The organism is Legionella israelensis, from assembly GCF_004571175.1.
Classification (GTDB): Bacteria; Pseudomonadota; Gammaproteobacteria; order Legionellales; family Legionellaceae; genus Legionella_D; species Legionella_D israelensis.
Window position 1 is genome coordinate 2,542,236 of sequence record NZ_CP038273.1, and the last position, 13,443, is coordinate 2,555,678.

The window sequence follows — 13,443 nt, forward strand, 5'->3', positions numbered from 1 at the left end:
GTAAGGTAGTTATGACTATATATTTTTCAAGTTTCATTTTAATAATTGTAAGTTGGGCCATCATTGTTATCGTGCCCGGACCAAATTTATTTGCAACTGTATCATCCTCTGCTTCCCATTCGCGTATGGCCGGTATTGCAACATCTATGGGCATTGCTTTTGGAACTACCATATGGTGTTTCTTAAGCTTACTCGGCTTGACTGTGACGTGGTTTAATGGATTCGGACACAGCAGTTAAGAGATAATAAGCTTAACTGGAGTAAAAAAGATGACAATTAGAAGAAAATTTTCACAAGAATTTAAACTTGATGCGATAAGCCTTGTAAAAGATCAAGGTTACAGTCGAGCTGAGGCCTCTCGCAGTTTATCAATTCATCCCAATATGCTTAGTCGGTGGATAAAAGAACATGAATCAGATCAAGGGAATGCATTCAGGGGTAACGGGAAATTAACGGCTGAACAGCTTGAGATTCGCCAGCTACGAGAAGAAAACCGTCGGCTGAAGATGGAAAAGGAGATTTTAAAAAAGGCGGCGGCCTTCTTTGCTCAGGAAACGAAGTGAAATATTCGTTTATCGCCCAACATGAGAAGGTCTGGCCAATAGACAAGATGTGTCTATTACTGGGCGTTTTGCGTTCAGGATATTATCGATACCGTCGAAATCGACACGGTAAACCGAGCGATCCATTACATCAGGAGATGATTGATTTTGTGAAAGACATCGCGGAGAAAAGTACTTATACATTTGGCAGTAGACGCATGAGAAAAGCGCTAAATGCTCTAGGATATCCGGTTGGTCGGCGTAAAACTCAGAGCCTGATGAAAGAAGCGGGCGTTATGGTTCGGTACAGAAAAAAATATAAGATAACGACCAATAGCAGACATAAAAAACCGGTTTTTGAAAATGTTCTGAGCCGTGATTTTTCGCCCAGTGCGCCAGACCGAGCTTATGTATCGGATATTACTTACCTGTCAACACAAGAGGGTTGGTTATATCTGACAGTGGTTATTGATTTGTTCTCCAGGAAAGTTGTTGGCTGGAGTATGAGTTCAAGGATGAAGGCAGATTTAGTTTGTGATGCCCTGAAAATGGCTTTATGGCAACGTAAACCAAAACCTGGCTTAATTGTGCATTCAGATAGAGGCTCTCAATATGCCAGCAATGAGTACCGTAAATTACTCAACGACTGGAAGTGTACTGGCAGCATGAGCAGAAAAGGTGATTGTTGGGATAATGCGGTTGCAGAGAGCTTTTTTGGTAGCTTGAAGCAAGAACGAGTGCAATGGAAACATTATCAGACGCGTTCTGAGGCACACCGGGATGTATTAAATTACATCACCGTTTTTTATAATGATTTTCGGCTTCACTCAACAATTGGTTATAAAAGCCCAAATCAATTCGAAAAGGAAATGAGGTTGTTAAAAATGGTTGCTTAACTGGTGTGTCGCAATTTGCTTGACCACGTCACTGTCATCCTTCATTCAGGCAGCTTTGTTTACGAAATATTGAAATTATTAGGTGGGGCTTATTTAATTTATTTGGGAATAAAAACCATACTCACTCAAAAAAAAATAATTTCAGATCACCCTCAACCGATAAATCGCTCAACCACCATTATGAAAGCTTTTATTAAGGGCGTTATGATTGATTTGAGTAACCCCAAGGCCGCAATATATTTTACAAGTCTATTTGCTGTAGGCATGTCAAATAAAGCGTTCCTCTTTTATCTAAAGCTCTCTTTTTAGTGGGGATTAAAATTTGTACACCAAATAAGGTGCACGTTATTTTCATTAACTCTTCTTGATATGAATCTACTTAATCCATTTATAAAATGAGCTTCTGGATTGGCGATCATTCGCCTATATTGAAATTTCAATTTATTTATTTCATTGTATGAAACGGAATTTAATAATATAGGATATCAACCCATGTTCAGATCAATTGCATTTTTTCTTCTTTTTTTGTTGACAGGAGATGTTACTGCGGCTGCCTTGGAAGCTCAACCATCAGCTATAAAGTATGAGTTTTTACCTAATAAGCCGGTTATCATGACTAACTCTACCAGTAAAAATATTCAAATGTGGTGTGAAATGCATGTAGATAGTTATGCTGATAACACATTCTATATTAAGCAATTACGAGGACGAGGCGAGGTTAACGGAACAACGTTAAATACAGGCAATAGTATGAATATTTCCGTCAAGCAGCTGCAAACCATGCAAATCGTTATAAATGCAAATTCTCAAATCCAATTTACCAGTTTAAGTTCCTATGTGATATCTGCTATTTGCCATTGATTTTTTAAGTTATGGCAAAAGTCGGGTTAAATTACAGAGTATGTTACGCTTATCTTGTGAATAAAAAGTTTGCGATGCACTGGAAGCCCACCTAAAAAGATGCTGCTTCCATTTTTTCTCATTCCAGTAAACAGTAATAGTAAAAATAGTCTCTCAGCAATGGGATCTTCTTGTTTTATAGCCTATATTAATTTATTGTTTAAAAATAACTCTTTTTTCCAGTTTCCTGAGCGTGGATGAATACTCAATATGAGACATCTTCTAAGGATTTATTTCCACCCTATCTAAAAAACCATGAGGGAAATGAGCGTCTTGTGGGATTTGAAATTGAATTTGTGGGTATTTCTATTGACGAATCCATTCAACTTTTGAAAAATCTTTTCTCGGGAAATATTAAGCGTCTCAATCAAAATGAATACATATTAAACGATTCATGTCTTGGGCAATTTAAAGTAGAACTGGATGCGCATCTTTTAAAGCAACTGGCGGCTGAATCAGAAAAAAATCGCAAAGAAAATAAAATGGATATAAAAGGGTATATTGAACAATTTATTTCCTCGGCCTTTGATGAAATTATTCCTTTAGAAATCATAACTCCGCCCGTGACCATTCAATCCATTCAATCATTGGATCCGATTGTAGATGATTTACGTGAACATGGGGCAAAGGGGACACATACCTCAAAAATTGCTGCGTTTGGGGTACATGTTAATCCTGATATCCCTTCTTTATCCGCTGCCTGCATTTTAAGTTTTTTGCGTGCATATGTGTTGCTTAGTGATTGGCTAAGAAACGAAATTGATGTTGATTTTAGCCGAGCCGTATCCCCCTTTATTAATGAGTATCCGCGGGCTTACAAAAAAAAGATTTTGCAATCCGACTATCAGCCTTCAATGGATACCTTAATGCGTGATTATATCCGCTACAATCGCACGCGTAACCGCGCGTTGGATATGTTGCCGTTATTTATGTATATTGATGAACAAACTGTGAAAGAAAAAGTAGGCTCAAGATTGATTCATGCACGTCCCACGTTTCATTATCGTCTAGCTAATTCGAATTTAAACCTGCCTGATTGGAATTTTACAACTGAATGGAGACGGTGGTTGTATATCGAAAAACTGGCAGCGAATGAATTAATGCAAGAGGAAATGGTGAAAGAATATTTGGCTTTGGAGCGGCAATCCCTTTTTTTTAATAAAAATCAATGGATTAATACCACTTCAAATTATCTACAAGATTTATGAACAATCGACCTGTTATTGCCATTACTCACTCTGTTAAACAATCAAGAACAGTGATTTTTTTTGTAAAATTTGCCATCTGGCTAGCTGGTGGAAAGCCTAAATGCATCACCGCTAAAAAAAATTCAAATTTTTTTGATTATGATGGCTTGGTGTTATGTGGCGGGGTGGATATAAACCCCGAGCTATATGAGGAAACAAAAAAGACGGGCTACCCGTATGAACCCGAACGAGATGAATTAGAGCTTGCTCATTTAACCTTTGCCGAGAAAAAAAACATCCCCGTGTTTGGTCTCTGTCGGGGGTGTCAGCTTATGAATATATTTCGTTCTGGCAAGTTGCATTTAGATATCACTAAAGCGTATGAAAAGGCACAATACCCTTCAAATTTAATAGGCTATATCTTCTTTAGAAAAAAGATTTATATTAAACAAGGAAGTAAATTATTTTTACTAATACAAAAACCTGAGATAAAGGTGAATAGTCTTCATAAACAATCTATCAGTCAACTTGGTCGTGATCTTGTGATTACCGCTTCCGAAAAAAATAAAATCGTGCAATGCATAGAAGATCCAAGAAAACAATTTTTTTTAGGAGTGCAGTTTCATCCCGAGTTTTTAATCTATAAAAAATGCTTCCGCAACCTCTTTAAAGCCCTCGTCCGTTCAACAACCCTATAAATGGCATGTTTCGATCTTAGATAATAATTAAAACTTCCTTCATTCCTTAAACGATTGAATAATAAAGATAAAAAAAACACTTTTCTTTTTACCCACACCTACGCGTTAAATTGTTGCCAGTCTTATTTCTTCAAGGCACATTGCGAGATATTTTCCACCTCTTCGATGTTATCTGCACCAGTGCTTGCTTTTAAAAGTCGTCATCAGAGGACATTCTCCTGCCCGCTGCCTGTAATAACTATCTCTACGTAATATTTAATTAATAATCAGACTGTATAATTTATATATACAGATGTTTAAGGTAAATAAAATGACTGACAAAGTATTAAGACACTGGATGGAAACCAAAAAAAAGTGGGAAGATATCTTTTCTCTGAGGGTGCCTAAGCCAGAGAATTTATTAGATTTAATGGAGAAGTGGTCGGATTTTAGACGAATAACTATAACCCTTGCTACAGAGCCTGCACAAATAAAAGGCGGTGATAAATTTTATCTTGACGCCCAAAGTTTTTTACAAGAGGCATGCCAATTTTTTGGTGTTCAATCATACAAAGACTTACCATTTCCTGGAAATTTACCCTATAAGCTAATTGAAGCATCAACAAAAGCTCAAGGCAAATCCACCTTATCTACAGAAATGTTTAAAGCTGATTTTCCTAAAGCGGTAAAGGAAGCAAAGAACTTAAAACAGCAACGAAAAGAAGAAGAGAAACAAAGGGAAGAAGAGACAATTAGGATAAGAGAAGAACAAAGAAAACAAGAAATACATGATAAAGTAGAGCAGGATCCATTCTTTTTAGCTTTAAATGGCATTCAAGGAAAAATTAACGGTGAAATAACTAGAATTAGCCTTAAGAATCCCAATGATGATCGTATCACGCACTTACGTCATGTTGAAGCTTTAATGCAAAGCCAAATCAGTACAACCAAACAAAGTTGCAAAGAGGACTTTTTAAGTTACAGAGGAAAAAATCAGGAAAGTCTCAGGTCAGAATGTAAAAATCAAATGAAAACGATCATCAAAATTCATTTAATGGATAATAACGCATTAGAAATGAGCTGGCGTGAAAAAATTGGAAGAGCAATTTTAAATGCGATTATTGCTCTTCCCGTTAAGATAAAAAGCATAAGCTCGAATACTCCTAGCAGCAACTTGTTTTTTAAATTTAAAACCACATCAAAAGAAAATATTGAGAACATTCAGGATGATATTGATAAAATTGAAACAAAACCATACAAAAAATAATGGTGATATAACAAAGATGATCAAGTAAACTAGGGAGCTTCCCCATACCTCCCACTATTCTTTGTGCATAGCTCCCAATTCATACGATTTATCGCACTATCGTTATTTCGCCAAACTCCAGTGTGCAAATAGTTTAAGGTTACCATCCGCAGGCAGAACATCTCGAAGCGCCTCTTTATAAAACATGTATCCATTGTATTCGATAGACGCCAGACTAAAATTTTCTCAAATATCAGTCCATAATAGCAATTATGGTATAAAAATCCTCATTTTAATCTATAAATCAGTATGCCAAAATAATCCCTTTACAAAGATTTTTTATCATGAAGACAGCCTGCTAGTATTTGTAGCGAAAGATTTACGGTGGATTAAAGATGGTTTATCTGCTTGGCTCAGGAGGTTAGCGCGGCGAGGATGGCTTTTCTGGATAGCTTTCCCTGAATATGGCCTTGCTTATCAATGACCGCTAATGGCAAATCCGATTGTAAGCTTAAGGGTAATACTTCTTCTAGTGTTTTATCTTCAGTAACCGTTAATGCAGGTTTTAGATGAGCTTGGATAGTACCTTGTTTATCCGAGCCGATTAATTGAGCCAAACCAACCACACTAATATTAGTGTGTTCAACAACGTAACACTCCCCCACCCCTTGTTGTTTCATCTGGGAAATTGCCTGTTCAATTGAGATATCGGGGGGAAAATTTAAGCACGACAGTTTGGCGGTACCCGCTGTCATAAACTGGCTGCGATTGACATGTTCGACAAAGCGTTTGACATACTCATTAGACGGATTTCGTACAATATTCACTGGCGTGTCAGTTTGAGCAATAGTGCCCTGATATAAAATCGTCACCCGATCCCCCAGTCTGAGTGCCTCATCCAAATCATGAGTAACAAAAATAATGGTGCGTTTCATTTGCGATTCTAGATTTAATAATAATGTCTGCATTTCATGACGTATCAATGGATCTAAGCCGCTGAAAGCCTCATCCATAAGCAAAATATCTGCCTCTGTAGCTAAAGCCCTGGCCAAGCCAACCCGTTGCTGCATCCCGCCTGACAGTTCGGACGGATAGGCTTTTTCAAAGCCGGATAATCCGACTTGATCAATCCAATGGGCAACTTTGTTTTCAATTGAAGCAGACCGGCGCCATTTTGACTGCACCATTAACCCGTAGGCTACATTTTCAAACACGTTAAAATGCGGCAATAAACCATAGTGTTGAAACACCATACTGGCTTTTTGTTGGCGAAAGCGGTTGGTTTTTTTCTCGTTATATTGGGTGATATCCTCATTATCAATATAAATATGGCCTAGGGTCGGTTTCAGTAACCCATTCAAGTGGCGCAAAAAAGTCGATTTACCAGAACCTGATAATCCCATGATCACATGACAATCACCCTGATGGATGGTTAAGTTCACATGATTTAAACTCACCATCTCACCGGTTTTGGCTTTGATATCATCGCTGCTGGCTCCTCGCCTTAATAAGGCTACTGCCTCCTTGGAAACTTGACCGTATATTTTGCATAAGTCTTGGATGACAATATCACTCATTCATTCAGATCCTTGCATATGATAATGGACTTGTAATCGATGACCGTATGCCTGACTTATTCGATCCAGCATAATCGATAAGAACACAATCGCTAAACCGGCGGTAAATCCCACCCCCATATCCTGTTGTTGTAAACCAAATAACACTTGCTGACCCAAGCCTTTTACACCAATCATAGAAGCAATCACAACCATCGCCAAGGCCATCATAATCGCCTGGTTGATACCAACCATGATACTGGGCAAGGCAAGAGGTAATTGGACTTTGGTCAGGATTTGTTTACGGTGGGTACCAAATGCCTTGGCTGCTTCTAAGGTTTCCCTATCCACTTGGCGAATACCCAATGCGGTCAGGCGAATTAATGGTGGCATGGCATACATTGCCGTGGCAACGACGCCAGAAAAGGTACCCAAACCAAACAGCATGACCACTGGAATTAAATAGACAAATGAAGGCATGGTTTGCATGACATCAAGTATAGGAGAAAGCGTTCGATATATTGTCTGATTTAAACCTGCGAGGATACCTAGCGGTAAGCCAAGTGATGCAGTCAGTATGATGGCAATAAAAATTAAGATTAACGTCTGTACGCCAGGTACCCATAACTGCATTCCCCAGATGATTAAATTGCCTATCAATACAAATAAGGTTAATCCTATTTTTCTAGAAGCATGGAAAGCAAGAGCGGTAAACAATGCGGTTAAAAATAACCAAGATAGTTGGTTGACCAAGAAGCGCTCAAATACGCCTACGATATATAAAATCGGGTAACTGATTGAATGTCTTAAAAAATCAGCATAATGTATTACGAGCTCATTAACGAACTCGTCAATAAAACTGCGAAAAGGAATAAAGGAATGAGCTGGCGTTGCGTTATAAAACAATGGCCTGGAGTATAAAATATATAAGCTAACAAGAGTAATCAAGGTTATAATAGGTAAAATAAAGACAATAAGCCGATGCTTAGACCAACGTCGTTGGCCAATTAAATAGGCCAGAGCCGTTAATATAATAATAGCTGAGATGCCTGATAATTTAAGTAAAAATGAAGCCGTTTTTTGTTTGTCGAGAGAATGATCGGCTGATAACGCTTCATGCACGCGTTTGGCATTGGCCTCAGGAATCCAGCTTTGCCAAATTTCCGGGTTATTCTTTAAAAAAGCAATCGCTGCTTTGCGACCCCTTAGATCTTGGTGGTCATTCATATAGACCAAGCCTTCATTAACAAATTCTGTACTCATATAAAAAAGGTTGAGAAATTTGGCGATATTGGGGGCTTTGTCTAAAAATTTTACGTTAGCAGCAATATGAATGGTTAAACTGGGATATGCCACACCTTTCAAGCCTTTGCCGGTTTTGCTGTTGACGAGTCGATTCCAATCTTTAGTATTGTATGGTGGTTCTTTGAGCTCCAGCATTTGATTGCCATATTTGCCCATCAAATAGGTTGGTCTCCAATAATAGAAAAATAATGGCTTTCTGCGTTGGAGGGCTGATATGATCTCTGATCGCAGCGCTTCTCCCGAACCTGTGCGGAAATTGTTGTAATAATCCAATAAGCCATAGGCTGCCAGTTTCTTACTATTCATCGTCTCACAATCCCAGCCTATTTTGCAGTTATAAAATCGCCCTTTATTGGGGTCGGCAGGGTCTGAGAATAGTTGATGGTATTTTTTCATGTCAACAACCGACCGGAGTTTGGGCGCTAATGGTTTGATATTTTGTTTTGGATCCCCATAGACGATAAAACGTGGGATATAAAAATTTTGAGTTGCTCTATCAATGGAAACGCCCTTAGTTTCTGATACTCGACCTGTTTTGAGCATTTTGTTCCAAATTTGAATATTATTGGCTTTCCATAACTCCATATTGATATCAACATCACCACGCACCAGTGCGTTTAACAGCGGTACGGAGGTGCCTCGAATCGATTCCGTTTTGCAGCCATAGCCTGTTTCGAGAATATAGCGGGCCACCTCAGTACTGAAACTATTGCTATCCCAGTCATTGCCAGCGAAGCGTATAGTCCTGTCTAAATCACAGGAATGCGTAATGGTTGAAAACAGGAAAAGGCAGATGAATAAGATAGCAATTTTTTTCATAAGTAATGGTTTTAAAAGAAGTATTTTTAATGTATCTGAAGTTAAACTCGATGACAATTGAATACCCCTTGAACCAAACTCTTTTCGAACACTGATTTTATTCAGACTCTGAAAGAAAACCTCTATGAACGATAAAGCCTTAATTGTAATTAGCCTGAATGTCGATAGCGAAAAAGAAGTTGAGTTTAATGATTTTTATTGCCGTTTATATATCATGGATAAGCTGCGCTTCGTTTTAAGGAATGTTTCAATATTGAGCATTAATGATCTAATCTAAAAATAGATAATTAATTTCATCACAAGGACTTTTATGTCAAAAGCAACCATCAGCAAACAAGAAGCCTTCCAGATAATAGAAAAATTTAATCAACTAAACGCTTCTCGAGCTCCCATTGCCGAATTTGTTAATCTGATTGATATTGAAAATTTCGAAATACGTTTACAGGGCAGCAATATCTTTTTTAAAGGTATTGCTGGATTAGCTGATCATCAAATAGGTAAGCAAATCTTTTTTGATCAATCTTTTGATTGTGAGTTCATTCATAGTCACATGGAAAACGATCAAATGATTGTTGAAACCAAAGGTGTCTGGTATGCCAAAACCTGGCAATATCCAGCGGCTTACAGTCAGCAGTTGATTGCCGATTTAAGGCATACGTGGAGACTTGAAAAACAATCAGATGGCCACTTGTTGATTGTCTCTCATGTTTGTGAACATTTTGCTTATCGCGAAGGTTATTCGCCGACGGATCATACGCAAGAATTTCATTTGTTATTAAAATAACTAATCTACAGGAGTCGAGCATGCCTATTGGACAAGAAGAGATTATTGAGCTCAGTCATCAATTTCATAACCTCGTTATGGTAAAAAAAGGCAACGCTGAGCAACAATCTGAGTTTTTTTTATACCCGGAACCTCGCATTTTTCTTCTGCACGGTGAGGATATTAGCTTACAAAAAAACCATGAAATCCATCAAAAACTTATTGATGAAATTCATATCCCTCAGAAAAGCTGGCTCATCACTCCCTTGTGTAATGAGCCTGAACGAGTTCGGGCTGTAGGTTGTGTTTATTGGGAAGGACGCGTTAGACATTCCAAAAACAGGGAAAAAATAAAATGTTTTGTCGGTGAAGACTGGATTGTTCAGCGTACTTCCGATGGACAATTAAAATTTGTTTTATACATCAACGCTTATCATCATTTTTTACCGGATTCAGCGATGATAAGCTTTTAAATTCTGCGATTCATAAGCATGAATTTTTTATTAATTATTGCAGGTTATACCGCATTGTGAATCACATAAGTTAAAATATAAACTAATGTATAAGTAGTAAAAAATATGAGCAATTATTTAAGGTTACTTTCGTTTGTCCAGAAATACCTCAATAAGTGCTATATCTACTGTGACATTTTAAATGAAGGGTAAATACAGTGGTGAAATCAGTCCATGCTCTGATCGTAGGTGGTGGTATCTCGGGATTAACGCTTGCTAACTTATTAATTCATGGAAATAAAAAGATTAAATACCATGTTACCCTGTTCGAGTCACGACCGTATTTGGGTTGTAAGGAAAACAATATAGCTGGAGGGATAGGTATTTGGCCGCCAAGTCAGTCGGTATTGAGGAACATACCAAATTATCAAAGATTTATGAAGCAATTTGCTTATTTTATGCCATCTCCGAGTTATCGAGATTCGAAGGGAAGAATATTGGCAAGAGCTAATGAAGACTTTGGTGATCGATTCCCTGTTCAATGTTTAGAGCGCTATGATTTAATCAACCTGCTCTCAGCAGGTTTAAAAAATAGAAAAGATGTTGAAATAATCACATCCCAGAAGATCTGTGAATACGAACGATACAATAATCAAATCGGAATTAGAGTTGATAAGAAGTTATATAAATAGGACTTACGCATTGACAGCTTTAAAAAGACCTGTGCCGCCTTGAATAAATCCACGAATATTGGCAAGAAACAGGTCACGCTGAACCTCATACCAATGAGAAATCAAGTTTTTAACCCGCATAAACTCAAGCTGAACAAAGCCTTTTATGGCGCAGAAAATATGATTTTTAATTTGATTAGAACCACGCACCTGAAAATGCTCGATATGACACACTTGCTTCAAAGCACGATGGTAACGCTCAATAGACCAATGAGCAGCATGAACTCTTTCAAAGTCTTGTTTTTTAATGTTTGGTAAATTATCGAGGTCAGGAACGCTGATGATGTAATAGCGATATGATTTTTTGTACATCTGTCTATACACTTTCACCATGCCGTAATCTTTCAAATAAGCCGTTTGCTCATCGCCTTGCCAGTCCTCTAATTTTTGTACTTGGGTGTACTGGCCTCGCTCGATTGATACGGTACGGTTACTTTCAACCCCAAACATAAATTGCAAACTTAATTTCCGTAACGTTTTCATGTTAGTAATGCTCGCATACCAACTATCACCTGTTACCCAGGCCGGTTTTAGCCCCCAGGCCAGTACCTCATGCAGCATTTCTATAAAGTAGTCATTCTTCGTTTTGCCTTCAGATTTATCGTAAAGACGATAGTTAACGGGCACTGAAATCCCAGCCACATCTGTATAAAAAAGCGTAATCAGGTTAACGCCTTTCACAACCCGTTTATGCTTTCCAGACCAGAAATTACCTATCAACTCAGCTTTTTTAGGGTTCATGTAGGGTTTATCTAATACAGAATCATCCACGCTAAGTATCCCGCCTGCTAACTCTATTTTATCCGATTCTTCATCAAATAAGTCCTTTGGTTCATATCGTTCTCGTCCTAGAAATCGATTTACACTGTCGTGTGATATCGACCCCATCACCTCAGATAAACGCGTACAACTGGGATAGCGCGGATCACTTAACAGATATGAGGTATAAATTACTTCGTTACAATGGGCTGTTGAGGGCTTGGTTTTTGGGAGCATTCCCTGCCTGCAAAAAGCACGCATTTTAACAGATTCTTGTCAATGCGTAAGTCCTAATAAAGGTGATTTACTCATTGCTTGTGATGGCATTCGTTCAAAAATCAGAAATTGCCTGATTGACGTGGTTTAATGGATTCGGACACAGCAGTTAAGAGATAATAAGCTTAACTGGAGTAAAAAAGATGACAATTAGAAGAAAATTTTCACAAGAATTTAAACTTGATGCGATAAGCCTTGTAAAAGATCAAGGTTACAGTCGAGCTGAGGCCTCTCGCAGTTTATCAATTCATCCCAATATGCTTAGTCGGTGGATAAAAGAACATGAATCAGATCAAGGGAATGCATTCAGGGGTAACGGGAAATTAACGGCTGAACAGCTTGAGATTCGCCAGCTACGAGAAGAAAACCGTCGGCTGAAGATGGAAAAGGAGATTTTAAAAAAGGCGGCGGCCTTCTTTGCTCAGGAAACGAAGTGAAATATTCGTTTATCGCCCAACATGAGAAGGTCTGGCCAATAGACAAGATGTGTCTATTACTGGGCGTTTTGCGTTCAGGATATTATCGATACCGTCGAAATCGACACGGTAAACCGAGCGATCCATTACATCAGGAGATGATTGATTTTGTGAAAGACATCGCGGAGAAAAGTACTTATACATTTGGCAGTAGACGCATGAGAAAAGCGCTAAATGCTCTAGGATATCCGGTTGGTCGGCGTAAAACTCAGAGCCTGATGAAAGAAGCGGGCGTTATGGTTCGGTACAGAAAAAAATATAAGATAACGACCAATAGCAGACATAAAAAACCGGTTTTTGAAAATGTTCTGAGCCGTGATTTTTCGCCCAGTGCGCCAGACCGAGCTTATGTATCGGATATTACTTACCTGTCAACACAAGAGGGTTGGTTATATCTGACAGTGGTTATTGATTTGTTCTCCAGGAAAGTTGTTGGCTGGAGTATGAGTTCAAGGATGAAGGCAGATTTAGTTTGTGATGCCCTGAAAATGGCTTTATGGCAACGTAAACCAAAACCTGGCTTAATTGTGCATTCAGATAGAGGCTCTCAATATGCCAGCAATGAGTACCGTAAATTACTCAACGACTGGAAGTGTACTGGCAGCATGAGCAGAAAAGGTGATTGTTGGGATAATGCGGTTGCAGAGAGCTTTTTTGGTAGCTTGAAGCAAGAACGAGTGCAATGGAAACATTATCAGACGCGTTCTGAGGCACACCGGGATGTATTAAATTACATCACCGTTTTTTATAATGATTTTCGGCTTCACTCAACAATTGGTTATAAAAGCCCAAATCAATTCGAAAAGGAAATGAGGTTGTTAAAAATGGTTGCTTAACTGGTGTGTCGCAATTTGCTTG

Annotated in this window: 14 protein-coding genes; 11 read left to right on the top strand and 3 right to left on the bottom strand. The window is 38.3% G+C overall.

Annotated elements, in window-relative coordinates; genetic code table 11:
- The first annotated feature begins 11 nt into the window (after nt 1-11).
- The 7 genes from E4T55_RS15655 (at nt 12) to E4T55_RS11650 (ending at nt 5,469) form a co-directional block, all read left to right on the top strand.
- Complete coding sequence (locus E4T55_RS15655; RefSeq protein ID WP_082636561.1) at nt 12-239, top strand: LysE family transporter; 228 nt, start codon at nt 12-14, stop codon at nt 237-239.
- Nucleotides 240-269: 30 nt separating this feature from the next.
- Nucleotides 270-1,438, top strand: a protein-coding gene (locus E4T55_RS11625) for an IS3 family transposase (RefSeq protein ID WP_115325230.1) whose coding sequence is annotated in 2 segments (ribosomal slippage) — nt 270-534 and nt 534-1,438 — 1,170 coding nt in all. Because the reading frame shifts where the segments join, the coding sequence is not laid out codon by codon here.
- 3 nt (nt 1,439-1,441) lie between these two features.
- On the top strand, nt 1,442-1,747 hold the full coding sequence (locus E4T55_RS15660; RefSeq protein WP_058502456.1) for a LysE family transporter: 306 nt from the start codon (nt 1,442-1,444) through the stop codon (nt 1,745-1,747).
- A 183-nt stretch (nt 1,748-1,930) separates the two neighbouring features.
- Entirely contained in the window at nt 1,931-2,299 is a 369-nt protein-coding gene (locus tag E4T55_RS11635; RefSeq protein WP_058502457.1) for a hypothetical protein, read from the top strand.
- A gap of 236 nt (nt 2,300-2,535) precedes the next feature.
- A complete protein-coding gene (locus E4T55_RS11640) occupies nt 2,536-3,546 on the top strand; it encodes an amidoligase family protein (protein ID WP_058502458.1) in 1,011 nt (336 codons plus the stop codon).
- Complete coding sequence (locus tag E4T55_RS11645; protein WP_058502459.1) at nt 3,543-4,223, top strand: gamma-glutamyl-gamma-aminobutyrate hydrolase family protein; 681 nt, start codon at nt 3,543-3,545, stop codon at nt 4,221-4,223. The genes E4T55_RS11640 and E4T55_RS11645 overlap by 4 nt, the downstream gene beginning before the upstream one ends.
- Nucleotides 4,224-4,533: 310 nt before the next feature.
- Nucleotides 4,534-5,469, top strand: a complete 936-nt coding sequence (locus E4T55_RS11650) for a hypothetical protein (protein WP_058502460.1) — start codon at nt 4,534-4,536, stop codon at nt 5,467-5,469.
- A gap of 392 nt (nt 5,470-5,861) precedes the next feature.
- Here the strand turns inward: E4T55_RS11650 and E4T55_RS11655 are convergent, their stop codons facing one another.
- Both E4T55_RS11655 and E4T55_RS15480 read right to left on the bottom strand, forming a co-directional pair.
- Nucleotides 5,862-7,025 carry a quaternary amine ABC transporter ATP-binding protein gene (locus tag E4T55_RS11655; RefSeq protein ID WP_065236010.1) on the bottom strand — a complete coding sequence of 388 codons (1,164 nt, stop codon included), beginning with the start codon at nt 7,023-7,025 and terminating at the stop codon, nt 5,862-5,864.
- Nucleotides 7,026-9,185: a glycine betaine ABC transporter substrate-binding protein gene (locus E4T55_RS15480; RefSeq protein WP_065236011.1), complete on the bottom strand. Its 2,160-nt coding sequence runs from the start codon at nt 9,183-9,185 to the stop codon at nt 7,026-7,028.
- A 253-nt stretch (nt 9,186-9,438) separates the two neighbouring features.
- Here E4T55_RS15480 and E4T55_RS11665 point away from each other — a divergent pair, with 253 nt between their 5' ends.
- The 3 genes from E4T55_RS11665 (at nt 9,439) to E4T55_RS11675 (ending at nt 11,035) form a co-directional block, all read left to right on the top strand.
- Complete coding sequence (locus E4T55_RS11665) at nt 9,439-9,912, top strand: hypothetical protein (protein WP_058502461.1); 474 nt, start codon at nt 9,439-9,441, stop codon at nt 9,910-9,912.
- A gap of 20 nt (nt 9,913-9,932) precedes the next feature.
- Entirely contained in the window at nt 9,933-10,364 is a 432-nt protein-coding gene (locus E4T55_RS11670; RefSeq protein ID WP_058502462.1) for a hypothetical protein, read from the top strand.
- A gap of 197 nt (nt 10,365-10,561) precedes the next feature.
- Complete coding sequence (locus E4T55_RS11675) at nt 10,562-11,035, top strand: FAD-dependent oxidoreductase (RefSeq protein ID WP_058502463.1); 474 nt, start codon at nt 10,562-10,564, stop codon at nt 11,033-11,035.
- Nucleotides 11,036-11,038: 3 nt separating this feature from the next.
- Here E4T55_RS11675 and E4T55_RS11680 read toward each other — a convergent pair whose 3' ends face one another.
- Nucleotides 11,039-12,070: an IS701 family transposase gene (locus E4T55_RS11680; RefSeq protein ID WP_058501601.1), complete on the bottom strand. Its 1,032-nt coding sequence runs from the start codon at nt 12,068-12,070 to the stop codon at nt 11,039-11,041.
- 182 nt (nt 12,071-12,252) lie between these two features.
- Between E4T55_RS11680 and E4T55_RS11685 the strand changes: the two genes are divergently transcribed.
- A protein-coding gene (locus E4T55_RS11685) for an IS3 family transposase (RefSeq protein WP_115325230.1) occupies nt 12,253-13,421 on the top strand; the annotation gives its coding sequence in 2 pieces (ribosomal slippage) (nt 12,253-12,517 and nt 12,517-13,421; 1,170 coding nt in all).
- Nucleotides 13,422-13,443 lie beyond the last annotated feature (22 nt).